Here is a 24014-nt window from a genome sequence, read left to right as displayed (position 1 = left end):
GATGTTCATCACCCCTGGTGACATCGGTCCATCGCTACAGTCAATGACACTGCCGGCCAGGAGGGGGACGCGATGTTGTCCGCGAAGTTGGCGCAAGGTGCCGTGCCTAAACTCGAACGACCGGGACCACTGCGTGAACGTGTGTACGAGGCTCTGCTCGAACTGATCACGACCCGGGCGCTCCAGCCCGGTCAGCACCTCGTCGAGAGCGAACTCGCGCGTCATCTGGGGGTGTCCAGGCAGCCGGTGCGTGAGGCCCTCCAGCGCCTCAACACCGAGGGCTGGGTCGATCTGCGCCCTGCGCAGGGCGCCTTCGTCCATGAGCCGACCGAGGACGAGGCGGACCAGCTGCTGTCGGTCCGTACGCTCCTGGAGGCGGAGGCCGCCCGGCTGGCCGCGGCCAACTCCGGCGCTGCGGGGATCGCCGAGCTGGAGGCGCTGTGCGCCAAGGGTGAGCAGTCCGTGGCCGATGACGACAGGGATCTGGCCGTCGCCACCAACGCCGCCTTCCACGCCAAGGTCATGGAGCTGGCGGGCAATGTCGTTCTGGCCGAGCTGGCCGCGCAGGTGGACCGCCGGGTGCGCTGGTACTACACGCCGGTCGCCCGGCAGCGCGGCAAGCAGTCCTGGATCGAGCACCGGGAGCTGATCGCCGCGATTTCTACGCGCGACGAGCGGCGCGCGACGGAAGTCATGAAGGCCCACACGGAGCACACGCGCAACACGTATCACCACAGGCAAGAGTCCTGATCGTCCCAAGCCCCTTCATTCCTCGCCGACCCGAAAAGTAGGTGCGAAGGACGGTAAAAGCGACGCCCCGAAGCGGCTTTGTCCTCGGTGTGGAGAAAGTTGGGACTGATTCCCGCTCAACTTCTTCCCCCTGCGGGCAAGCGCTGCTACGTTCCCTCGAAAGCCCGACGCATAGGCCGAGAAGGCGGGGAGGGGCGCGTGAGACGTATGACCGCACGACCCGCGAACGCGCATCAGGCGCGACTGCTCAGGCTGTTGCGCGACGGTGGCCCCAACTCCCGTGCGCAACTGGGTGACCAGGTCGATCTCTCGCGCTCCAAGCTCGCCGTCGAGGTGGACCGGCTGCTGGAGACCGGCCTGGTGGTCGCCGACGGACTCGCCGCCTCGCGCGGCGGCCGGCGCTCCCACAACATCCGGCTGGCACCCGCTCTGCGCTTCCTCGGTGTCGACATCGGAGCCACCTCCATCGATGTCGCCGTGACCAACGCGGAGCTGGAGGTGCTGGGACATCTCAACCACCCCATGGACGTCCGTGAGGGCCCCGTCGCCGTCTTCGAGCAGGTGCTCGTCATGGCGGCCAAGCTCAAGGTCTCCGGACTCGCCGACGAGTTCGACGGCGCCGGGATCGGCGTGCCGGGACCCGTCCGCTTCCCCGAGGGTGTCCCGGTCGCGCCGCCGATCATGCCGGGCTGGGACGGCTTCCCCGTACGGGAGGCGCTCAGCCAGGAACTCGGCTGCCCGGTCATGGTCGACAACGATGTGAACCTGATGGCGATGGGGGAGCAGCACGCGGGCGTCGCACGCTCGGTCGGTGACTTCCTCTGCGTCAAGATCGGTACCGGTATCGGCTGCGGGATCGTCGTCGGCGGCGAGGTCTACCGCGGTACGACCGGCAGCGCCGGCGACATCGGACATATCCAGGTCGAGTCGGAGGGCCGCGCCTGCGCCTGTGGCAACAAGGGCTGTCTGGAGGCCTACTTCAGCGGCGCCGCCCTCGCCCGGGACGCCGAGGAGGCCGCGCGCTCCGGCAGCTCGCCCGAGCTGGCCGCCCGGCTGGAGGCCACGGACCGGCTCTCCGCCGTGGATGTCGCCGCGGCCGCCGCCGCCGGTGACCCCGCCGCGCTCGATCTCATCCGGACCGGCGGCAACCGCGTCGGCCAGGTCATCGCCGGGCTCGTCAGCTTCTTCAACCCGGGCCTCGTGGTGATCGGCGGCGGGGTGACCGGTCTCGGTCACACGCTGCTGGCCAGCGTACGTACCCAGGTCTACCGGCAGTCCCTGCCGCTGGCCACCGGCAATCTCCCCATAGTCCTGGGGGAGTTGGGCCCGACCGCCGGAGTCACCGGCGCGGCCCGGCTCATCAGCGACCACCTGTTCTCGCCGGCCTGACGCCCGTCCGGGGCCGGCGGCGCACCACCGGACACCACCGCTCCATCCGAAACACCACCGCTCCATCGGTAACACCAGCACCACGGACAACCGCAGTACCCGTCACACCGGCACCACGCACGAGCCGCACCACCCGTCACACCAGCAGTACGCACGAGCCGCACCGCCCGTCATCACCGCAGCAGGCGCGAGCCGCAGCACCCGTACGAGCCGCGTCACCCGCACGAGCCGTATCCGCACGACGTACCGACACCGCTCCGCCGCACCTGGTTCCGCCCTGCCCAACTCCGCCCTGCCTTCTTCCTTTTGCCCACTTCATGCCCTGCCCGCTCTACGGCCGCATCCGCCGAGGGGATACGCCATGGCACCAACACCCGCACCACCGGAAAAACTTCTGCTCACCATGTCCGGCATCACCAAGCTGTTCCCCGGTGTCCGCGCCCTCGACGGTGTGGACCTGGAGGTCGAGGCGGGCGAGGTCCACTGCCTGCTCGGCCAGAACGGCGCCGGCAAATCCACCCTCATCAAGGTGCTCGCCGGGGCCCATCAGCCCGACGGCGGTGTGATCACCTGGCGCGGCGAGGCCGTCACACTGAAATCACCCATCGCCGCCATGCGGCTCGGCATCGCGACCATCTACCAGGAACTCGACCTGGTCGAAGGGCTCACGGTCGCCGAGAACATCTTCCTCGGACACGAGCCGACCACCGCCGGCTTCGTGGTCAGGGGCCGGGAGGCCAGGACACGGGCGACCGCGCTGCTCAAGCGGCTCGGCCACCCCGAGATCCAGGCCCACCGGCCCGTCGGCTCGCTCTCCGCCGCCCAGCAGCAGATCGTGTCGATGGCCCGCGCCCTCTCGCACGACGTACGGCTCATCGTGATGGACGAGCCGTCAGCGGCCCTCGACCCCGACGAGGTCGACAACCTCTTCCGTATCGTCGCCACCCTCACCGCCGACGGTGTGGCCGTCATCTACATCTCCCACCGGCTGGAGGAGATCCGGCGCATCGGCGACCGCGTCACCGTCATCAAGGACGGCCGGACCGTGGCCGTCGCCCTGCCCGCGAAGGAGACCCCGACCCGCGAGGTCGTCGCGCTGATGACCGGCCGGAACGTCGAGTACGTCTTCCCCGATCGGCCCCCGGCCACGGCCGGAGCGGCGCGCGCCGAGCCCGTACTGAAGGTCGAAGGACTGGCCAGGGACGGGGAGTTCGCCCCCGTCGACCTCGAACTGCGGCCCGGCGAGATCGTCGGACTCGCGGGGCTCGTCGGCTCGGGACGCTCCGAGATCCTGGAGACCATCTACGGGGCGCGCAAGGCCACCGCGGGCCGGGTGCTCGTCAACGGCACCCCGCTGCGGCCCGGCAGCGTACGCGCCGCCGTCCGCGCGGGACTCGGCCTCGCACCCGAGGAGCGCAAGGCCCAGGGCCTGCTGATGCTCGAATCCGTCACCCGCAACGTGTCGGTGTCATCGCTGTCCCGCTTCGCACGGGCCGGCTGGCTCGACCACACGGCGGAGCGGACCGCGGCCAGGGAGGCCACCAGGGAACTCTCCCTGCGCCCCGACAACCCGGACGCCCGCATCCGTACCCTCTCCGGCGGCAACCAGCAGAAGGCGGTCCTCGCCCGCTGGCTGCTGCGCGGCTGCCGGGTACTGCTGCTCGACGAGCCGACGCGCGGAGTCGATGTCGGCGCCCGCGCCGAGCTGTACGCCGTGATCCGCCGGCTGGCCGACGAGGGCCTCGCCGTACTGCTCGTCTCCAGCGAGGTCCCCGAAGTCCTGGGCCTCGCCGACCGGGTGCTGGTGCTCCGCGAGGGCCAGGTCGTCCACCGGGCGCCCGCCCAGGAGCTCGACGAGCACCGTGTACTCGACCTTGTGATGGAAGGGAGCCCGACGTCATGAAACAGCCTGCCTCCGAGGCGCAGCAGGGCGGGCCCGACGCGGCGGCCGTGCCCGAGCCGCCCACGCCGCCCGCCATGTCCCACGCGTCCGCCAAGTCCACGGAGGAGAAGGGCGGTTGGCGCGCCCTCGGGCTGCGTCTCGATGTCCGTAACCTCTCCCTGCTCGGGGTGCTCGCCGCCCTGATCATCGTCGGCGGCATCACCAAGCCCGATCAGTTCCTGGACACCAACAACCTGCAACTGGTGCTCACCCAGGCGTCCGTCATCGGTGTGGTCACCGTCGGTATGACGTTCGTGATCACCAGCGGCGGGATCGATCTGTCGGTCGGCGCGATCGTGGCACTGGCGTCCGTCTGGGCGACCACACTGGCCACCCAGGAATACGGGTTCGCCGGCATCCTCTTCACCGCGGTGATCGTGGGTCTGGCCTGCGGACTGGTCAACGGCGTACTGATCGCCTACGGCGGTATGGTGCCGTTCATCGCCACCCTCGCGATGCTCGCCTCCGCCCGTGGACTGGCGCTCCAGATCACCGACGGCAAGACGCAGATCGTCACTGTGGACTCGGTCCTCGACCTCGGGGTCCGTGACTCGTACATCCTGGGCATCCCGCCGCTCGTGCTGGTCTTCGCGGCCGTCACCGTCATCGGCTGGCTGATCCTCAACCGGACGACCTTCGGCCGGCGCACCGTCGCCGTCGGCGGCAACGCGGAGGCCGCGCGGCTCGCCGGCATCGACGTACGCAGGCAGCGGCTCTACCTGTACCTGCTCTCCGGCCTCTGCTGCGGTATCGCGGCGTTCCTGCTGGTCGTCCTGGCCGGCTCGGGACAGAACACCAACGGGAACCTGTACGAGCTGGACGCCATCGCGGCGGCGATCATCGGCGGCACCCTCCTCAGCGGCGGACGCGGCACGATCGTCGGCTCCGTACTCGGTGTTCTGGTCTTCACCACGATCACCAACATCTTCGCCCTCAACAACCTGCAGAGCGACGTCCAGCAGATCGCCAAGGGCGCGATCATCGTCGCCGCCGTACTGGTCCAGCGCCGCACCGTGCGCAACGGCGAGTCCTAGTTCCGGTCTCGCACCCGCTTACTGTCGTACCGCCCTACCTGAAGGGTTGAACCGTCATGCCAGAAACCAGCCGCAGAGGAATGCTCTTCGGCACCGCCGCCATCGGCGCGGGTGCTTTCCTCACCGCCTGCACCAGCAACGAGCCGGCGAAGAAGGAGCCCGCGGCCAACGACCAGCCCGCCTCCGACGACAAGCCGGGCAAGCCCGTCACCATCGGCTTCGCCGGCCCCCAGGCCGACCACGGCTGGCTCAACGCCATCAACGAGAACGCCAAGTCGCGGGCGGAGACCTACTCCGATGTGACGCTCGACATCACCGAGGGCTCCAACGACACCGCCGCCCAGATCGGCCAGGTCGAGACCCTCATCAACAAGAAGGTCGACGTCCTGGTGATCCTGCCGGCCGACGGCAAGGCCCTCACCCAGGTCGGGCTGAAGGCCATGCGGGCCGGCATCCCGGTCATCAACCTGGACCGGATCTTCGCCTCGCCGCAGGCGTACCGCTGCTGGGTCGGCGGCGACAACTACGGCATGGGCCTCAACGCCGGCAACTACATCGGCGAGAAGCTCAAGGACAAGCCTGACGCGAAGGTCATCGAGCTGTCCGGACCCGACAGCCTGGAGCTGACCCAGCAGCGCACCCAGGGCTTCGACGACGCCCTCAAGAACTACCCGAACATCAAGAAGGTCGCGCGCCAGGCCGCCGACTTCACCGTCGAGTCCGGCCAGGCCAAGATGGCCCAGCTGCTCCAGGCGCAGTCCAGCTTCGACGCGCTCTGGAACCACGACGACGACCAGGGCGTCGGCGCCCTGCGAGCCATCGACCAGGCGGGCCGGGACGGCTTCCTGATGGTCGGCGGGGCCGGCGCCAAGGCCGCGATGGACGCGATCAAGGCGGACAACGGTGTGCTCAAGGCCACCGTCCTCTACCCGCCGATCATGGCCGCGTCCGCCATCGACCTGGCCCGCGCCCTCGGACAGAGCAAGGGCGTCAGCGGGCTGTCCGGGCTGGAGATCCCGGCCCAGGTCACGCTCTTCTCGGCCGTGGTCGACAAGACGAACATCGATGACTACCTGCCTCAGGGCTTCAGCTGACCGGTCCAGTCAAGGCCGCCCCCACCAGCGAGAGACGAGGAGTACTCCGTATGACCCTCAGGGAAGCGTCGGAGAAAGAAGCCGGTGCACCACCGACACTCGGTATCGGCATGGTCGGATACGCGTTCATGGGCGCCGCACACTCGCAGGGGTGGCGCACGGCGGGACACGTCTTCGACCTGCCGATGCGCCCCGTGCTCGCCGCTGTCTGCGGCCGTGACGCGGACGCGGTCCGCGCCGCGGCGGACCGGCACGGCTGGGCCGCGGCCGAGACCGACTGGCGGCGGCTCATCGCGCGCGACGACGTGCAGGTCGTGGACATCTGCACCCCGGGGGACAGCCACGCGGAGATCGCCATCGCCGCGCTGGAGGCGGGCAAGCACGTCCTGTGCGAGAAGCCCCTCGCCAACTCGGTGGCCGAGGCCGAGGCCATGGTCAGGGCCGCGGCCGACGCCAGGTCGCGCGGTCAGCTGGCCATGGTCGGCTTCAACTACCGCCGGGTGCCCGCGATCTCGTACGCCAGGAAGCTGATCGCGGAGGGCAGGCTCGGCACCCTTCGGCATGTCCGGGTCACCTATCTCCAGGACTGGCTGGCCGATCCGTCGGCCCCGCTCACCTGGCGGCTCAAGCGCGAGCGCGCGGGGTCGGGGGCGCTCGGCGACCTCGGAGCGCACATCGTCGACCTGGCGCAGTTCCTGACGGGGGAGCCGCTGGTCGGGGTCTCCGCGCTCGCGGAGACCTTCGTCAAGGAACGGCCCGTGCTCAGCGGGGCGACCGCCGGCCTCTCGGGGACCGCGGGCACCGAGACGGGCCCGGTGACCGTGGACGACGCGGCGCTGTTCACCGGACGGCTCGCCTCGGGCGCCCTGGCCTCCTTCGAGGCCACCCGGATGGCCTCGGGGCGCAAGAACGCGCTCCATCTGGAGATCAACGGCGAGCGCGGCTCGCTCGCCTTCGATCTGGAGCGCCTCAACGAGCTGTCGTTCCACGACCACACCGAGCCCGCTCCCTCCTCCGGCTTCCGCCGGATCCTGGTCACGGAGCCGGAGCATCCCTATCTGGAAGCGTGGTGGCCGCCCGGTCACGCGCTCGGCTACGAGCACACCTTCGTGCACCAGGCCCGCGATCTGGTCGAGGCGGTCGCCGCCGGGACCGATCCGGCGCCGTCCTTCGCCGACGGGCTCCAGGTGCAGCGGGTGCTCGCGGCCGTGGAGGACAGCGCGGCGAAGAACGCCGTGTACACGCCCGTGCCGCAGCCCTAGCCATCACATCGAGGAGGAGGTCCGAATGCCACGTCCGTTCACGCTGTTCACCGGCCAGTGGGCCGATCTGCCCCTGGAGGAGGTGTGCCGGCTCGCCCGTGACTTCGGTTACGACGGGCTGGAACTCGCCTGCTGGGGGGATCACTTCGAAGTAGACAAAGCACTCGCGGATCCCGGCTATCTGGACGGCCGCCACCAGCTGCTCGACAAGTACGGGCTCAAGTGCTGGGCGATCTCCAACCACTTGGTGAGCCAGGCCGTCTGCGACAGCATCATCGACGAACGCCACCAGGGCATCCTGCCGTCCCGGATCTTCGGCGACGGCGATCCCGAGGGTGTCAGGCAGCGCGCCGCCGCCGAGATCAAGGACACCGCGCGGGCCGCGGCGGCCTTCGGGGTCAATACGGTCATCGGTTTCACCGGCTCGTCCATCTGGCACCTGCTGGCGATGTTCCCGCCGGTGCCGCCCGGCATGATCGAGCGCGGGTACGAGGACTTCGCGGAGCGCTGGAACCCGATCCTCGACGTCTTCGACGCCGAGGGCGTGCGCTACGCCCACGAGGTGCACCCGGGCGAGATCGCGTACGACTACTGGACCACGCACCAGGCCCTGGAGGCGGTCGGCCACCGGCCCGCGTTCGGGCTGAACTTCGACCCGAGCCACTTCGTCTGGCAGGACCTGGACCCGGTCAACTTCCTCTACGACTTCCGGGACCGGATCTACCACGTCGACTGCAAGGAGGCCCGGAAGCGCCTCGACGGCCGCAACGGGCGGCTCGGTTCGCATCTGCCCTGGGGCGACCCTCGGCGCGGCTGGGACTTCGTCTCGGCGGGCCACGGCGACGTCCCGTGGGAGGACGTCTTCCGGATGCTGCGGTCGATCACGTACGAGGGCCCCATCTCGGTGGAGTGGGAGGACGCGGGCATGGACCGGCTGGCCGGCGCCCCCGAGGCCCTCGCGGACCTGAAGCGCTTCGACTTCGACCCGCCGACCGCGTCCTTCGACGCGGCCTTCGGCGGCGGCGAGTAGCTCCTTCTCCCCGGATCGGGCTCCGGGGAGAAGGCTGGCAGCCCGGCGGCGGAAGCGCCGCCGGGCGGTCAGGCCTGCCCGGAAAGTGCTTTGTCCTGAGGGAGGAAAAAGGCAACTTCTCCTCTGCGCAAGGTCTTTCGGACACGGACGAACACAGCTACCGTCCACTGAGATGTACAGGACATAGGTACACGGCATACGTACAGGACACAGGTGGTCTCCGATGTGACGGCGCACGTCGGCGACGCAGTCACCTCTCTCCGGGGATCCGGTGCAGGACGAGCACCGTCCCCGGGAGGCGAGAGCGCTCCTCCGCGCTCCCTTGGCAACCCAGCACGTACGAACAGCCCATTGTGGAGGACTTTCGTGCACAGAAAACGCCCCAGAGCCAGAACCCTCCTCGCACTCCTGACGGGCGCTCTGCTCGCAGGATCGAGCCTCAGCGCCGTACCCGCCGCCGCGCATCCGGACGAGCCGGCCGCGGAGGAGAGCTTCCAGCAGGTGACCCTCGCGAAGGGCGCCGACGCGGTCGGCGAGCCCATGTCGCTCGCCGTCCTGCCCGACCGCCGGGTGCTGCACACCTCGCGTGACGGCACACTGCGCATCACCGACGCCGGCGGCGACACCACCGTCTCCGGCACGCTGGATGTCTACAACCACGACGAGGAGGGCCTCCAGGGCGTCGGGGTCGACCCCGACTTCGCCGAGAACCGGGCCATTTACCTCTTCTACGCGCCCAAGCTGGACACCCCGTCCGGCGACGCCCCCGAGAACGGCACGGCGGCCGACTTCGCCCCGTTCGACGGATACAACCGGCTCTCGCGCTTCACACTCAACGAGGACGGCACGCTCGACAAGGCGAGCGAGAAGAAGGTCCTCGACGTCACCACCTCGCGCGGCACCTGCTGCCACGTGGGCGGCGACATCGCCTTCGACGCGGACGGCAACCTGTATCTGTCGACCGGCGACGACACCAACCCGTTCGCCTCCGACGGTTACACGCCGATCGACGAGCGGGCCGACCGCAACCCGGCGTTCGACGCCCAGCGTTCCTCCGGCAACACCAACGACCTGCGCGGCAAGGTCCTGCGCATCAAGGTCGCCGAGGACGGCTCGTACACCATCCCCGAGGGCAACCTCTTCGCCCCGGGCACCGAGAAGACCCGGCCCGAGATCTACGCCATGGGGTTCCGCAACCCCTTCCGTATCTCCGTCGACAAGAAGACGGGCATCGTCTACGTCGGTGACTACGGTCCCGACGCCGGCGCCGCGTCCCCGACCCGGGGTCCGGCCGGCCAGGTGGAGTTCGCCCGGGTCACCCAGGCGGGCAACTTCGGATGGCCGTACTGCACGGGGGACAACGACCCCTTCATCGACTACGACTTCGCCACCAAGGCGTCCGGCGCGGCCTTCGACTGCGCGGCGCCCAAGAACACCTCGCCGCACAACACGGGTCTGACGGACCTCCCGCCGGCCCAGGCGGCCTGGATCCCGTACGACGGCGGCAGCCTGCCCGAGTTCGGCAGCGGCTCCGAGTCCCCGATGGGCGGACCGGTCTACCGGTACGACGCCGACCTCGACTCCCCGGTCAAGTTCCCCGAGGAGTACGACGGGGACTTCTTCGCCGGTGAGTTCGGCCGCCAGTGGATCAAGCGGATCGAGCAGGGCGAGGACGGCACCGTCAGCAAGATCAACCCGTTCCCGTGGTCCGGCACCCAGCCCATGGACATGGAGTTCGGCCCCGACGGCGCGCTCTACGTCCTCGACTACGGCCTGTCCTGGTTCGGCGGCGACGAGCACTCCGCGCTCTACCGCATCGAGAACTCCACGGGCGGCAAGTCACCGATCGCCGAGGCGACCGCGACCAAGACGTCCGGCAAGTCCCCGCTGAAGGTCACCTTCTCCTCCGCGGGCACCGAGGACCCCGACGGCGACGCCCTCACCTACGCGTGGGACTTCGGCGACGGCGGCACCTCGACCGAGACCAACCCCTCGTACACGTACAAGAAGAACGGCACCTACACCGCGCGGCTCACCGTCACCGACCCGACCGAGCGCACCGCGAGCGCGTCCGTGCGGATCGTCGTCGGCAACACCGCGCCCAAGGTGACACTCGAACTCCCCAACGACGGGCACCTCTTCAACTTCGGGGACACCGTCCCCTTCAAGGTGAAGGTCACCGACCCGGAGGACGGGGCGATCGACTGCTCCAAGATCGTCGTCCGCTACATCCTCGGCCACGACAGCCACGGCCACCCGATCACCTCGGCCAACGGCTGTGAGGGCACCATCACCGCGCCCGCCGACACCGAGCACGATCCCAACGCCAATATCTTCGGTGTGATCGACGCCGAGTACACCGACGGCGGAGGCGGCGGCCAGGCGGCGCTCACCACGCACGACCAGTCGCAGCTCCAGCCGCGCCACCGGCAGGCCGAGCACTTCAACAACTCCTCCGGTATCAAGGTCTACGACAAGGCACCGGCCAACGGCGGCAAGACCGTCGGCGACATCGACAACGGTGACTGGATCTCCTTCTCGCCGTACAACCTGACCGGGTCCAAGACGCTCACCGCCCGGATCTCCTCCGGCGGCGCCGGCGGATTCCTGGAGGTGCGCACCGGCTCGGCCACCGGCAACCTGCTCGGCTCCGCGCCGATCCCGGTCACCGGCGGCTGGGAGACCTTCCAGGACATCGACGTACCGCTCCGTGCCGTACCCAAGCAGACCACCGAGCTGTTCCTGGTCTTCAAGGGCGGTGCCGGCGGCGGCGCGCTGTACGACCTGGACGACTTCCAGCTCTCCACGGCCGTGGCCGGCAAGACCGAGAAGCGGGTCCTGGTCTTCTCCAAGACCGGCGGCTTCCGCCACGACTCGATCCCCGCGGGCGTCGCCGCGCTCAAGGAGCTCGGCAAGACCACCGGGATCACCGTCGACGCCACCGAGGCGGCCGGCCAGTTCACCACCAACAACCTGGCCAGGTACGACGCGGTGGTCTTCCTCTCCACCACCGGTGACGTCCTCAACGCCGACCAGCAGAAGGCGTTCGAGAACTACGTCGCCACCGGCGGCGGCTACATGGGCGTCCACGCCGCGGCGGACACCGAGTACGACTGGTCCTTCTACGGCGGCCTGGTGGGGGCCTACTTCGACTCCCACCCGCAGATCCAGCCGGCCACCGTACGCGTCGAGGACCACGACCACCCGTCGACCGCCCACCTGGGCGACGAGTGGCAGCGCACCGACGAGTGGTACAACTACCGCACCAACCCGCGGGATCAGGCCCGCGTCCTCGCCACCCTGGACGAGACCACCTACCAGGGCGGCAACATGAAGGGCGACCACCCGATCGCCTGGTGCCAGACGTACGAGGGCGGCCGTGCCTTCTACACCGGCGGCGGCCACACCAAGGAGTCGTACGCGGACGACGCCTTCCGCCAGCACCTGCTCGGCGGACTGCGCTACGCGGCCGGCCAGGTGAAGGCGGACTGCAAGCCGCAGACCGGCTACCGGGACCTCTTCAACGGCAAGACGCTGGAGGGCTGGAAGCAGGCCGGACCGGGCAAGTTCAACGTCGTGGACGGTGAACTGCGCTCCGAGGGCGGCATGGGCCTGCTGTGGTACCAGGCCAAGCAGCTGGGGTCCTACTCCCTGAAGCTCGACTGGAAGATGGACGGGGACGACAACTCCGGTGTCTTCGTGGGCTTCCCGGCCTCCGACGATCCGTGGTCCGCGGTCGACAAGGGGTATGAGATCCAGATCGACGCCACCGACGCGGCCGACCGCACCACCGGCTCCGTCTACGGCTTCAAGTCGGCCAACATCAAGGCCAGGGACCAGGTTCTGCGGCCCCCGGGCCAGTGGAACAACTACGAGATCAAGGTCCAGGGTGAGCGTCTGCAGATCTTCCTCAACGGCGTGAAGATCAACGACTTCACCAACAAGGACCCCGAGCGCAGTCTGAAGGACGGCTACATCGGCCTCCAGAACCACGGCGCGGACGACCAGGTGTCCTTCCGTGACGTCCAGCTCAAGGAACTGCCCTCCGCCTAGAGACCTCTCGTAGCCAGAGGTCTCCGGGACGGGGCGGCCCGTAAGCCGGCGGCGGGCGGGGAGGCGCCGTACCCCCCGCCCGCCGTCCACCAACCACCACACCACCGGCAGGGAGGCAGCCCCGTGACGACGACCAGTCCCGCGACGACGACCCGTACAGAATCGACTGCAGCACGCACCGGCGTCTGGTTCGTCGGAGCGCGCGGCTCCGTCGCCACGACGGCCGTCGCCGGATGCGCGGCGGTCACCGCCGGGCTCCATCCCGCGACGGGCATGGTCACCGAGACCGCGCCCTTCGCGGACACGGGCCTCCCCGCACTCTCCTCGCTCGTCTTCGGCGGACACGACACGGTGAGCTGTCCGCTGCCCAAACGCGCGGAGGCGCTGACCGCGGCGGGCGTGCTGCCGCACGGCCTGCCCGCCGCTATTCACGCCGAACTGGCCGCCGCCGACCAGGAGATACGGGCCGGCGGCCCCCAGCCGGGCGACACCAGGAGCGACGAGGAGCTCATCGCCTCGTTCGCCGACGACCTCAGGGACTTCGCGCGCCGCACCGGCGTCGCCCGCACCGTCGTCGTCAACGTCTCCTCCACCGAACCCCAGCCCGCGCCGGACGATCCGCGCCTGCCCGCCAGCTCGCTCTACGCGGCGGCCGCCATCCGGGCCGACTGCTCGTACGTCAACTTCACGCCCTCCACCGGGCTGCGCACCGAGGCCCTCACGGCGGCCGCCGAGGCCGGCGGACTTCCCCACGCCGGCCGCGACGGCAAGACAGGCCAGACGCTGCTCCGTTCCGTGCTCGCCCCGATGTTCGTCCAGCGCGCGCTGACCGTACGGGCCTGGTCGGGCACGAACCTGCTGGGCGGCGGGGACGGAGCGGCGCTGGCCGACCCGGCCGCCGCGGCGGCCAAGAACGCGGGCAAGGAACGCGTACTGGCCGACACCCTCGGCACGGCCCCCGAGGGCGAGGTCCACATCGACGACGTCCCCGCGCTCGGCGACTGGAAGACCGCCTGGGACCACATCGCGTTCGACGGCTTCCTCGGCTCGCGGATGATCCTCCAGACCATCTGGCAGGGGTGCGACTCGGCGCTCGCCGCGCCGCTCGTACTCGACCTGGCCCGGCTGGTGGCCCGTGCGCACGAGGCGGGGCTGAGCGGGCCCCTGCCCGGTCTCGGCTTCTACTTCAAGGATCCGGACGGCGGCCCCGCCGCGCTCGCCGAACAGTTCGACGAGCTGCTCGCCTTCGCCGAGCGGCTGAAGGAGACCAGGTGAGCCTGCGCGGACGTATGCGGGCCTGGGCCGAACTGCTCCGCGTCTCGGCCCTGTTCACGGTCCCGGGCGACGCGCTGGCCGGGGCCGCGGCTCTCGGCGTACGCCCCAACCGCTCCACCGCGCTCGCCGTGGGCGCCTCGCTCTGCCTGTACGAGGCGGGCATGGCGCTCAACGACTGGGCGGACCGCGAGGAGGACGCGATCGACCGCCCGCACCGCCCCATCCCGTCGGGCCGGATCTCCCCGCCGGCGGCCCTCGCCGCGGCGGGCGTGCTGACGGCCGCGGGCCTCGCCCTCGCGGCCCGCGCGGGCCGGTCGTCGCTGGCCGTGGGCACGGCCCTGGCGGCCACGGTCTGGGCGTACGACCTGCGGCTGAAACACACGGCGGCGGGTCCGGCGGCGATGGGCGCGGCCAGGGCACTGGACGTACTGCTGGGCGCGACCGCGACCGCGACCGCGACCGCGACCGCGAACGTGCGCGACCGCGCCACGTCGGCGCCGGCCGGGCCCGGCACGGCCGGCCGCGCGGCAGCGGTGACCCGGGGTCCCGGGAACACCTCGTCCGCGCCGGCCGGAGGCGCAGGCGGCGGCGGTGCCGCGCGCACCTCGCCCCGTACGCCGTCGCCGTACGCCGGAGCCGTACGCGGCACCGACCCCTGGGACGGTCTCCGTACCGCACTGCCCTCGGCCACACTCCTCGGCGCGCACACCGTCGCCGTCACCACCGTCTCGCGCCGCGAGGCGCAGGGCGGTTCGACGGCCGCGCCGCTCGCCGCGCTCGTGGCCACCGGCGTGCTGGGCACGCTGGCGGGCCGGCCGGCGGACGGGGCCGTGGCGCGGGGCGGTTTCCGTGCCGCCCCACACCGGGGGACAGGTGCGGTCCGGTCGGCCGGGCCCGCGCTCGCCGCCGCGGGACCCGCGCTCGCCGGGGCGCTCGCCCTCGTCTACGCGGGGACCGCCGGGAAGCCCCTCCTGCACGCCGCGCTCAATCCGTCGCCACCGCTCACCCAGCGCGCCGTCGGCGGCGGCATCCGGGCGATGATCCCGCTCCAGGCCGCGCTGGCCGCGCGCGGCGGGGCCGCCGGGATCGCGCTCGGCGTCATGGGGCTCGTACCGCTGGCCCGCACGTTCGCACGGAAAGTGAGCCCCACATGAGTCTGCGTTTCGGATACGGCACCAACGGGCTCACCGATCTGCGCCTCGACGACGCCCTCGGGCTGCTCGCCGACCTCGGCTACGACGGCGTCGGGCTGACCCTCGACCATATGCATCTCGACCCCATGGCCCCCGATCTGACCGCCCGCACCCAGCGGGTCGCCCGCCGGCTGGCCGAGCTGGGCCTCGGGGTCACCGTCGAGACCGGCGCCCGTTACGTACTCGACCCGCGCCGCAAGCACGGACCCACGCTGCTCGACCCGGACCCCGACGACCGCGCCGCCCGAACGCGGCTGCTGGTCAAGGCCGTTCAGGTCGCCGCCGACCTCGGCGCGCACGCCGTCCACTGCTTCAGCGGCATCGTCCCCGGCCCCACCGACACCGACACCGCCTGGAAGCGGCTCGAAGAGGCGATGGGCCCCGTCCTCGACGCGGCGGAGGCCGCCGACATCCCCCTCGCCGTCGAGCCCGAACCCGGCCATCTCGTCTCGGACATCGCGGGATTCCACCGGCTCAGACATCTGCTCGGCGACCCGGACGCGCTCGGGCTCACCCTCGACATCGGCCACTGCCAGTGCCTGGAGGCCGCGTCTCCCGCCGACTGCGTACGGGACGCCGCCCCCTGGCTGCGGCATGTGCAGATCGAGGACATGCGGCGCGGTGTCCATGAGCATCTGCCGTTCGGGGAAGGCGAGATCGACTTCCCGCCCGTGCTCGCCGCGCTGGCGGCGACCGGGTACGAGGGCCTGACCGTCGTGGAACTGCCCCGCCACTCCCACGCCGGGCCCGAACTGGCCCGCACGTCCCTGGACTTCCTCCGCGCCCAGGGGGTGTCCTGATGTCCCCGACCCGTGAGGAACTCCTCCTCAGGCTCGACGCGCCCGCCGCGTCCTGGCTCGACGAGGCCCTGGCCGAGGCCACCGCCGGCCGCGCCGACGACAACGTTGCCGCCGCCGGCTGGGAGCTGCGCTTCGCCGCCGCCGGACGCCACTGCGGCCAGGATCACGCCGACGCCGTACGCACCCTCCTGCTCAGGGAAGCCGATGCCGGGCTCACCACCCTGACCCGGCTCTACCAGCGGGGCACCGCCGCCGAGCGGCGCGCCGTCCTGCTCGCCCTGCCCGACCGCGTCACCGGACCCGGCGCGCTGCCCCTGGTCGAGGACGCCCTGCGGACCAATGACACCCGGCTGGTCGCCGCCGCCGTCGGTCCCTACGCCGCCGCCCATCTCGACCCCCACGCCTGGCGGCACGCCGTCCTCAAGTGCCTCTTCACCGGCGTGCCGGTCGACGCCGTCGAGAGCCTGGCCGCACGCGCCCACGGAGACACCGAACTGGCAAGGATGCTCGCCGACTTCGCGGCAGAGCGCACCGCCGCCGGCCGTCCCGTACCCGCCGACCTGCACCGTGCGTTGACCCTGACCGGCGAGGAGTCCTGATGCGCATCTTCGACCCCCACATCCATATGACCTCCCGCACCACGGACGACTACCGGGCGATGTACGACTCCGGAGTCCGCGCCCTGGTCGAGCCGTCGTTCTGGCTCGGCCAGCCCCGCACCTCACCCGAGAGCTTCTTCGACTACTTCGACGCGCTCCTCGGCTGGGAGCCGTTCCGCGCCGCCCAGTACGGCATCGCCCACCACTGCACGCTCGCCCTCAACCCCAAAGAGGCGAACGACCCGCGCTGCACCCCCGTCCTGGACGAACTGCCGCGCTATCTGGTCAAGGACGGTGTCGTCGCCGTCGGCGAGATCGGATACGACTCGATGACCCCGGCCGAGGACACCGCCCTGGCCGCGCAGCTCCAGCTCGCCGCCGACCACGGGCTGCCCGCGCTCGTCCACACCCCCCACCGCGACAAACTGTCCGGGCTGCGCCGCACCATCGACGTCGTACGGGAGTCCGCGCTCGCCCCGGACCGGGTGCTGCTCGACCACCTCAACGAGACGACCGTCAAGGACGCGGCCCAGAGCGGCAGTTGGCTCGGCTTCTCGATCTACCCCGACACCAAGATGGACGAGGACCGGATGGTCGCCGTCCTCAAGGAGCACGGCACCGAGAGGGTGCTCGTCAACTCGGCCGCCGACTGGGGCAACAGCGACCCGCTCAAGACCCGCAAGGTCGGCGACGCGATGCTCGCCGCCGGGTTCGGCGAGGACGACGTCGACCAGGTCCTGTGGCGCAACCCCGTCGCCTTCTACGGGCTCAGCGGCAGACTTCAGCTGGACGTACCCGCGCCGGAGGCCCTGCACGAGGGCAACTCCATTCTGCGCGGCGGGGAGTGAGCCCATGCGCTTCCGCCACCCCGACGGCTCCACCGTCCACCTCTCGTACTGCACCAATGTCCACCCCGCCGAGACCCTCGACGGCGTACTGGCCCAGCTCCGCGACCACTGCGAGCCCGTGCGCAAGCGCCTCGGCCGGGACCGCCTCGGCATCGGCCTCTGGCTCGCCAAGGACGCCGCCCAGGCCCTGATCAACGACCCGGCGGTGCTGCGCGGGCTCCGCGCCGAACTGGACCGGCGCGGTCTCGAGGTCATCACACTCAACGGCTTCCCGTACGAGGGCTTCGGCGCCGAAGAGGTCAAGTACCGCGTGTACAAGCCGGACTGGCGCGACCCCGAGCGGCTCGCCCACACCAGCGATCTGGCCCGGCTGCTGGCCGCACTGCTGCCCGACGATGTCACCGAGGGCTCCGTCTCCACGCTCCCGCTCGGCTGGCGCACCCCCTGGGACGCCGCCGCGGCCCGCACCGCGCACCAGGCGCTGTCCACGCTCGCCGAACGGCTGGACGCGCTGGAGGAGCTGACCGGCAAGTCCATCAGGATCGCGCTGGAACCGGAGCCCGGCTGCACCGTCGAGACCACCGCCGACGCGATCGGCCCGCTCACCGACATCGCCAGCGGCCGGATCGGCATCTGTATCGACACCTGCCATCTCGCCACCTCCTTCGAGGACCCGGGCGCCGCGCTCGGCGCGCTGGAGGCCGCGCACATCCCCATCCCCAAGGCCCAGCTCTCCGCGGCCCTGCACGCCGAGCACCCGCATCTGCCGGAGGTACGGGACGCGCTCGCCTCCTTCGCCGAGCCCCGCTTCCTGCACCAGACCCGTACCCGCACCGCCGCCGGGCTGCGCGGCACGGACGACCTGGACGAGGCCCTGGCCGGGGACGTACTGCCCGACGGAGCCCCCTGGCGCGCGCACTTCCACGTCCCCCTGCACGCGCCACCCGCCCCGCCGCTCACCTCCACGCTCCCGGTGCTCCGGGACACCCTGGCCCGGCTCGTCGGCGTCGCGCAGCCGCGTACCCGCCATCTGGAGGTCGAGACCTACACCTGGCAGGCGCTCCCGCCGGAGCTGCGTCCCCGTTCACGCGGACAGCTCGCCGACGGAATCGCCGCCGAACTCACCCTGGCCCGGGATCTGCTGACCGACCTCGGCCTGAAGGAGCTGCCGTGACCGAGACCCCGGCCGGGACCCCGGCCCCGACCCCGCTGCTCGTCCTCGACGTCGTCGGGCTCACGCCCCAGCTGCTCGCCCATATGCCGAACCTGCGCAAGCTGGCGGCGGCAGGCTCGCAGGCCCCCCTCTCCACGGTGCTGCCCGCCGTCACCTGCAGCGCCCAGTCCACCTTCCTCACCGGCACGCTCCCCGCCGAGCACGGCATCGTCGGCAACGGCTGGTACTTCCGCGAGCTGGGCGATGTGCTGCTGTGGCGCCAGCACAACGGCCTCGTCTCCGGCGACAAGCTGTGGGACGCCGCCCGGCGCGCGCACCCCGGCTATACGGTGGCCAACATCTGCTGGTGGTACGCGATGGGCGCGGACACCGACTACACGGTCACACCGCGCCCCGTCTACTACGCGGACGGCCGCAAGGAACCCGACTGCTACACCCGTCCGCCGGCGCTGCACGACGAACTCACCGAGAAACTCGGCACGTTCCCCCTCTTCCACTTCTGGGGCCCCGGCGCCGACCTCGTCTCCTCGCAGTGGATCGTGGACGCCACCCGCCATATCGTCCGCACCCGGCGGCCCGATCTGGCCCTCTGCTATCTGCCGCATCTCGACTACGACCTCCAGCGCTACGGCCCCGACGACCCGCGCTCGCACCGGGCCGCCACGGATCTCGACGCCGCCATGGCCCCGCTGCTGGACGACGCCAGGGCGGAGGGCCGTACGGTCGTCGCGCTCTCCGAGTACGGCATCACCCGTGTCTCGCGGCCCGTCGACATCAACCGGGCACTGCGCCGTGCCGGGCTGCTGGAGGTGCACACGCAGGACGGCATGGAGTATCTCGACCCGATGGCCTCCCGGGCGTTCGCCGTCTCGGACCATCAGCTCGCCCATGTCTACGTTCGCCGCCCCGAGGACCTTGACGCCACGCGCGAGGCCCTGAAAGATCTCCCCGGAATCGACGAACTCCTGGACGACGAGGGCAAGAAGGCGCACGGTCTGGACCACCCCCGCTCGGGTGAGCTGGTGGCCATCGCCGAACCCGACGCCTGGTTCACGTACTACTACTGGCTCGACGACGAACGGGCCCCCGACTTCGCCCAGTTGGTCGAGATCCACCGCAAACCGGGCTATGACCCGGTCGAGTTGTTCATGGACCCCCTCGACCCGTACGTACGCCTCAAGGCGGCCAAGGCGATCGCCCGCAAGAAGCTCGGTATGCGCTACCGCCTCGCGGTCGTCCCGCTGGACGCCTCGCCCATCCGCGGCAGCCACGGCCGGCTGCCGCGGAGCGACGAGGAAGGTCCGCTCATCCTGTGCTCCACCCCCCGCGCCGTCGGTGACCGGGTCGCGGCCACCGACGTCAAATCCCTGCTCCTCCAGCTCGCCGGACTGCACTGACAGAAGGAGTTCCGCAATGAGCCGCAAGAAGTCAGCCGACCCAGAGCTCGCCCAGAAGCTGAGCCGACGCAATATGCTCGGCGTCGCCGCGGGTGCGACCGCCGCCGCCGTTCTCGGCGCCTCGGCGACCCCCGCCGCCGCCCACGGGAAGGGACACGGCAACGGCCACGGCCATGGACACGGCCAGCCCGTGCTGCCCGCCGGCCGGCTCGGTGTCCAGCTCTACTCACTGCGTGACAAGGTCTCCACGATCGGCTTCGCCAAGGTCTTCGAGGAGCTGGAGCGCTTCGGCTACGACGAGATCGAGTACGCCGGATACACCCAGGGGTCCGCGGGCGCGATCACCCTGCCCCAGCTCAAGCGGCTGGCCAGGGACCACGGTCTCAAGGGCATCGGCAGCCATGTCAACTACTACGATGACAACAACCCCAACGCCTACAGCTTCGCGCAGAACCTCACCCAGGTCCTGGACGACGCCCAGGAACTGGGCCTTGACCACGTCGGCACGGCCTCGGGCCCGTTCCGCTACGGATCGACCGTGGACGCCTGGAAGCGGGCCGCCGCGGACTTCAACGCCTATGGCGCCGCGGCCAAGCGGCGCGGCATGAAGTTCTACCAGCACAACCACGCGGAGGAGTTCTCCTTCGCCACCGACCAGCCCAACGTCCGGCTCTACGATGTCCTGCTGGCCGAGACCGACCCCAGCCTGGTCTATCTGGAGATGGACATCTACTGGGCGTTCGCCGGGCAGTTCCGCTTCAGCAAGACCCCCGAGGGCAAGCCCGCGCCCTTCGACCCGCTGCGGTACGTCCTCAAGCAGCCCCACCGGTACCCGCTCTTCCATGTGAAGGACGGCATCGAGGACATCGCCGCCCGCGACGGCTACCGGATGGTGGACGTCGGTGACGGCGACATCGACTACACGCGCTTCATATCGGCGGTGAACAAGACCCGCGGCGGCCGCCGTGACCACCACTGGCAGGTGGAGCACGACCAGCCGGTGGACTCCATCCTCTTCGCCAAGAAGTCGGCGGCGCACCTGCACTCGCTGCGCGAGCGCCGGTAGTCCACAGGGAACGTCCGCCGGTGTGACGGCACGGCGGTGTGACCACACGGAGGCGGCCCTCCCCACGGCTCGTGATGAGCCGTGGGGAGGGCCGCCCGTCCGTGCTGGGTCATCCCCCGGCAGGCTGCGGAACGGGGGGAACACTCCCGTCCCGCGGTTGTCCGGGGTTCCGCAACAGCATGGCCATGGCCGCCGCCACGAGGGAGAGTCCGCCGGCGAGGATGTACGCGCCGTTGTATCCCCACGAGTTGACCGCCATCGCCCCGAGCCCGCCGCCGAACAGCCCGCTGATCAGTTTGCCGCTGTAGGCGAGACCGTAGTTGGTGGCGTTGTAGTTCTCCCCGAAGTAGTCCGGCGTGAGCGCCGCGAACAGCGGGAAGAACGCTCCGCCGCCGAAGCCGGAGATGAAGGCGAACACCAGGAACAGGATCTCGTTCTTCGTGCTGCCCGCCCACAGGACGCCGAACTGCGACAGCCCCAGCACCGTGATCACGAAGATCAGTGTGTTCTTGCGGCCCCAGAGATCGGAGAGCCAGCCGACGACTCCTCGCCCGACGCCGTTGACGACCGACAGCACACCGGCCGAGGAGGCGGCGACGAGCGGTCCGAACCCGACGTCCTTGGCGAACGGCACCTGGAAGGAGATACCGAAGATGGACACACCGGCGGTGATCACCAGCAGCACCCAGATCAGCGGGAGCATGCCCGTCCTGATGGCCTCCATGGGCCGGTACTGCTTGGCCGCCGGAGGGTTCTTGGCCAGGGTCGTCGCGTTCTTGCTGCCCGCCGGGATCTTCAGCGGATCGATGTCCGCCGGCCACCAGTTCTTGGGGGGATCCCGGAAGAACAGGGCGCAGACGGCGACGATGACCAGGACGTAGACCCCGATCAGGTCCAGCACCGTCCGGTAGTTACCGATGTTGAACGCGTAGTTGAAGATGAAGATGAAGGGCACCGCGCCATAGGCGAATCCGCCGTTGACGAAGCCCGTCTTTCCACCACGACGTTCCGGGAACCACTTGCCCACCATATTGATGCAGGTGGCGTAGACGAGACCGGAACCGACACCGCCGAGCAGTCCGAATCCGAGGACCGCGGCCGACACGTTGTTGAAGTGTGAGATGGAGAGGAATCCCACGAAGGAGAGAACGGCGCCGATCAGCGTGGCGGCGCGCGCTGTCAGAATCCCCTTCTCCCGCAGCCAGCCTGCCGGGAAAGCGACACCCGCCTGGAAGAACACCCAGATACTGAGGATCCAGAAGGTGTTGCTCTGGGACCAGCCATGCGCCGCCGAGAGGACGCTTTCGGCCGAACCGAAGGCGTACTCGAAGACGCTGATGGCCATCATGGCCGCCCATGGCAGGTACACCATGAACTTTCGGGAGTGACCCAGTATCTGTCGGTCGGTCTCGCCGATGCGGTAGATACGGCCACGTTCGTCTGTGATCTCGCGGTAGCCCGCGCCGGCCGTAGCCGACGCGGACCTACCGGAAAGAGGTTCTGCTGACATTAAGCGATTTCACGGCCAATCGGGTTCGGGTTTGGTTCGATTTTCTTGCTGTCCGGCCTTCCTGGCGCCTTGAGGAAGAGGGCCAGGATCGCTGAGAGAAGTCCGATACTGCCGGCGATGATGAACGCGCCCTCGTAGTCCCAGGCGGCCACCACGACGGCTCCCATGCCGGATCCGACCAGTCCGGAGATGAGCTTGGAGCTGTAGACCATTCCGTAGTTGGAAGCGTTGTTGTTCTCCCCGAAGTAGTCCGCCGTCATCGCCGCGAACAGCGGGAAGATCGCGCCGCCGCCGAAGCCGGAGACCATCGAGCAGAAGAGGAAGAACGGCATACTGCCCATGGAGCCGGAGACGAGCACTCCGAACTGCGCGCTGCCCAGGACCAGGCAGACGAAGATCAGGGTGTTACGGCGTCCGTACCGGTCGGAGATCCAGCCGATGACACCGCGTCCCGTACCGTTCACGATCGCCTTCAGCGACATCGCGGTGGCCACGATCCCGCCCGCGAACCCCATGTCCTTGCCGAAGGGCACCTGGAACGCGATTCCGAAGATGTTGATGCCGGCCGTGCAGAGCAGGCAGAACCACATCATCCACAGCACGGGTGTACGTGCCGCTTCCCTCGGTGTGTACTGCTTCACCGCAGGCGGGTTCTTCTCCAGAGCGCGGCGGATCCTCGGGTCCTCGGACGTCTTCAGCGGGTCGGCGCCGGTGGGCCACCAGTACTTCGGCGGGTCCTTGAAGAACCAGCCCGCGACCGCGACCACGACACAGCAGACGACACCGACGGCCACGAGCACCGTCTGGTAGTTGCTCAGGTCCATGTACGAGGTGAAGAGGAAGACGAAGGGCACCGAGCCGTAGGCGAAACCGCCGTTGACGAGGCCGGTCTTGCCTCCCTTGCGCTCCGGATACCACTTGCCGACCATGTTCACACAGGTGGCATAGACGAGACCCGCGCCGATGCCGCTGAACATGCCGAAGCCGATGTACGCCACGATCACATGCGGCGCGTAGGCCAGTGAGATATAGCCGAGGAGAGTACCCAGCGCGCCGAGCATCATGGCGTACCGGGCGGGCAGCTTGCCGCTCTCACGGAGCTGCCCCGCGGGGAAGGCCACGGCCGCCTGGAAGAATATCCAGACGCCCATCAGCCAGAATATGTGCCCGCTGCTCCATAGATGGGCCTCGTGCAGAGTGTCCTCCGCCGAGGTGAACGCGTACTCCGACGAACTGATGCCCATCATCCCGATCCACGGGAAGAGGACCATCGTCCATCGCGGACGGCCCATGATGCTCCGGTCGGTCTCGCCGATCCGGTACACACGGCCGTTGCCGTCCGTCACCTCCTTGAAGGCGACAGTGCTGGAGACTTGAGTGGTTGTCATGCGGTGTAGACACCCCTTGCATCGAAAGAACTGGCCAGCGCCCCCTGTCCAAACTTTCGCGCCACCCGACTTGGTCAGGTCATCGACTTCCTCCCAACGGGGTTAACTCCGCATCATTCTGACGATGCGTCACTAATTTCGGGTGAGCTGCGGTCAACTGCCCCGCCGCTCGGGTCCACACGGCGGTGTGATGTCCGGGGTGCGACCCGC

At 69.9% G+C, this 24014-nt stretch carries 18 protein-coding genes; 16 read left to right on the top strand and 2 right to left on the bottom strand.

What is annotated here, in order from left to right; genetic code table 11:
* The first annotated feature begins 72 nt into the window (after positions 1 to 72).
* The 16 genes from CU044_RS09485 (at position 73) to CU044_RS09410 (ending at position 20906) form a co-directional block, all read left to right on the top strand.
* On the top strand, positions 73 to 750 hold the full coding sequence (locus CU044_RS09485; protein WP_129768043.1) for a GntR family transcriptional regulator: 678 nt from the start codon (positions 73 to 75) through the stop codon (positions 748 to 750).
* A gap of 207 nt (positions 751 to 957) precedes the next feature.
* On the top strand, positions 958 to 2139 hold the full coding sequence (locus tag CU044_RS09480; protein ID WP_129768042.1) for an ROK family transcriptional regulator: 1182 nt from the start codon (positions 958 to 960) through the stop codon (positions 2137 to 2139).
* Positions 2140 to 2542: 403 nt separating this feature from the next.
* Complete coding sequence (locus tag CU044_RS09475; protein ID WP_129768218.1) at positions 2543 to 4042, top strand: sugar ABC transporter ATP-binding protein; 1500 nt, start codon at positions 2543 to 2545, stop codon at positions 4040 to 4042.
* A complete protein-coding gene (locus CU044_RS09470) occupies positions 4039 to 5115 on the top strand; it encodes an ABC transporter permease (RefSeq protein ID WP_193563917.1) in 1077 nt (358 codons plus the stop codon). The genes CU044_RS09475 and CU044_RS09470 overlap by 4 nt, the downstream gene beginning before the upstream one ends.
* 56 nt (positions 5116 to 5171) lie before the next feature.
* The gene (locus tag CU044_RS09465) at positions 5172 to 6209 is read left to right on the top strand and encodes a substrate-binding domain-containing protein (RefSeq protein WP_129768041.1); all 1038 of its coding nucleotides are present in this window, start codon (positions 5172 to 5174) and stop codon (positions 6207 to 6209) included.
* A 50-nt stretch (positions 6210 to 6259) separates the two neighbouring features.
* A complete protein-coding gene (locus CU044_RS09460) occupies positions 6260 to 7471 on the top strand; it encodes a Gfo/Idh/MocA family oxidoreductase (RefSeq protein ID WP_129768040.1) in 1212 nt (403 codons plus the stop codon).
* 25 nt (positions 7472 to 7496) lie between these two features.
* The gene (locus tag CU044_RS09455) at positions 7497 to 8501 is read left to right on the top strand and encodes a sugar phosphate isomerase/epimerase family protein (RefSeq protein WP_129768039.1); all 1005 of its coding nucleotides are present in this window, start codon (positions 7497 to 7499) and stop codon (positions 8499 to 8501) included.
* A gap of 366 nt (positions 8502 to 8867) precedes the next feature.
* Positions 8868 to 12554 (top strand): ThuA domain-containing protein, encoded by a 3687-nt coding sequence (locus CU044_RS09450; RefSeq protein WP_129768038.1) that lies wholly within the window; start codon positions 8868 to 8870, stop codon positions 12552 to 12554.
* Between the two features lie 123 nt (positions 12555 to 12677).
* On the top strand, positions 12678 to 13829 hold the full coding sequence (locus tag CU044_RS09445) for an inositol-3-phosphate synthase (RefSeq protein ID WP_129768037.1): 1152 nt from the start codon (positions 12678 to 12680) through the stop codon (positions 13827 to 13829).
* A gap of 14 nt (positions 13830 to 13843) precedes the next feature.
* Positions 13844 to 14983 (top strand): SCO3242 family prenyltransferase, encoded by a 1140-nt coding sequence (locus CU044_RS09440; RefSeq protein WP_129768216.1) that lies wholly within the window; start codon positions 13844 to 13846, stop codon positions 14981 to 14983.
* Positions 14980 to 15822: a sugar phosphate isomerase/epimerase family protein gene (locus CU044_RS09435; protein ID WP_129768036.1), complete on the top strand. Its 843-nt coding sequence runs from the start codon at positions 14980 to 14982 to the stop codon at positions 15820 to 15822. The genes CU044_RS09440 and CU044_RS09435 overlap by 4 nt, the downstream gene beginning before the upstream one ends.
* Complete coding sequence (locus CU044_RS09430) at positions 15822 to 16421, top strand: EboA domain-containing protein (protein WP_129768035.1); 600 nt, start codon at positions 15822 to 15824, stop codon at positions 16419 to 16421. Before CU044_RS09435 ends, CU044_RS09430 begins: the two co-directional genes overlap by 1 nt.
* On the top strand, positions 16421 to 17269 hold the full coding sequence (locus CU044_RS09425; protein WP_129768034.1) for a TatD family hydrolase: 849 nt from the start codon (positions 16421 to 16423) through the stop codon (positions 17267 to 17269). Before CU044_RS09430 ends, CU044_RS09425 begins: the two co-directional genes overlap by 1 nt.
* A 4-nt stretch (positions 17270 to 17273) precedes the next feature.
* Positions 17274 to 18443, top strand: a complete 1170-nt coding sequence (eboE, locus tag CU044_RS09420; protein WP_129768033.1) for a metabolite traffic protein EboE — start codon at positions 17274 to 17276, stop codon at positions 18441 to 18443.
* Positions 18440 to 19840 (top strand): nucleotide pyrophosphatase/phosphodiesterase family protein, encoded by a 1401-nt coding sequence (locus CU044_RS09415; protein WP_129768032.1) that lies wholly within the window; start codon positions 18440 to 18442, stop codon positions 19838 to 19840. Before eboE ends, CU044_RS09415 begins: the two co-directional genes overlap by 4 nt.
* A 16-nt stretch (positions 19841 to 19856) precedes the next feature.
* Positions 19857 to 20906, top strand: coding sequence for a sugar phosphate isomerase/epimerase (locus CU044_RS09410; protein ID WP_129768031.1), 1050 nt, complete (start codon positions 19857 to 19859; stop codon positions 20904 to 20906).
* Positions 20907 to 21015: 109 nt separating this feature from the next.
* Here the strand turns inward: CU044_RS09410 and CU044_RS09405 are convergent, their stop codons facing one another.
* Positions 21016 to 22416 carry an OFA family MFS transporter gene (locus CU044_RS09405; protein ID WP_129768030.1) on the bottom strand — a complete coding sequence of 467 codons (1401 nt, stop codon included), beginning with the start codon at positions 22414 to 22416 and terminating at the stop codon, positions 21016 to 21018.
* Positions 22416 to 23804, bottom strand: a complete 1389-nt coding sequence (locus CU044_RS09400; protein ID WP_129768029.1) for an OFA family MFS transporter — start codon at positions 23802 to 23804, stop codon at positions 22416 to 22418. Before CU044_RS09400 ends, CU044_RS09405 begins: the two co-directional genes overlap by 1 nt.
* Positions 23805 to 24014 lie beyond the last annotated feature (210 nt).

Origin of the sequence: Streptomyces sp. L-9-10, assembly GCF_004151105.1 — a bacterium.
Taxonomy (GTDB): domain Bacteria; phylum Actinomycetota; class Actinomycetes; order Streptomycetales; family Streptomycetaceae; genus Streptomyces.
Note: the sequence above shows the minus strand (reverse complement) of the source record. Positions and strands in the feature narration are given on the sequence as shown.

Bases quoted from the DNA above. Each gene is read 5' to 3' on its own strand.
- CU044_RS09400 (WP_129768029.1), bottom strand. From the start codon at position 23,804: ATGACAACCACTCAAGTCTCCAGCACTGTCGCCTTCAAGGAGGTGACG.
- CU044_RS09440 (WP_129768216.1), top strand. From the start codon at position 13,844: ATGCGGGCCTGGGCCGAACTGCTCCGCGTCTCGGCCCTGTTCACGGTC.
- CU044_RS09465 (WP_129768041.1), top strand. From the start codon at position 5,172: ATGCCAGAAACCAGCCGCAGAGGAATGCTCTTCGGCACCGCCGCCATC.
- CU044_RS09455 (WP_129768039.1), top strand. From the start codon at position 7,497: ATGCCACGTCCGTTCACGCTGTTCACCGGCCAGTGGGCCGATCTGCCC.
- CU044_RS09485 (WP_129768043.1), top strand. From the start codon at position 73: ATGTTGTCCGCGAAGTTGGCGCAAGGTGCCGTGCCTAAACTCGAACGA.
- CU044_RS09460 (WP_129768040.1), top strand. From the start codon at position 6,260: ATGACCCTCAGGGAAGCGTCGGAGAAAGAAGCCGGTGCACCACCGACA.
- CU044_RS09470 (WP_193563917.1), top strand. From the start codon at position 4,039: ATGAAACAGCCTGCCTCCGAGGCGCAGCAGGGCGGGCCCGACGCGGCG.
- CU044_RS09435 (WP_129768036.1), top strand. From the start codon at position 14,980: ATGAGTCTGCGTTTCGGATACGGCACCAACGGGCTCACCGATCTGCGC.
- CU044_RS09480 (WP_129768042.1), top strand. From the start codon at position 958: ATGACCGCACGACCCGCGAACGCGCATCAGGCGCGACTGCTCAGGCTG.
- CU044_RS09410 (WP_129768031.1), top strand. From the start codon at position 19,857: ATGAGCCGCAAGAAGTCAGCCGACCCAGAGCTCGCCCAGAAGCTGAGC.
- CU044_RS09430 (WP_129768035.1), top strand. From the start codon at position 15,822: ATGTCCCCGACCCGTGAGGAACTCCTCCTCAGGCTCGACGCGCCCGCC.
- CU044_RS09405 (WP_129768030.1), bottom strand. From the start codon at position 22,416: ATGTCAGCAGAACCTCTTTCCGGTAGGTCCGCGTCGGCTACGGCCGGC.
- CU044_RS09425 (WP_129768034.1), top strand. From the start codon at position 16,421: ATGCGCATCTTCGACCCCCACATCCATATGACCTCCCGCACCACGGAC.
- eboE (WP_129768033.1), top strand. From the start codon at position 17,274: ATGCGCTTCCGCCACCCCGACGGCTCCACCGTCCACCTCTCGTACTGC.
- CU044_RS09475 (WP_129768218.1), top strand. From the start codon at position 2,543: ATGTCCGGCATCACCAAGCTGTTCCCCGGTGTCCGCGCCCTCGACGGT.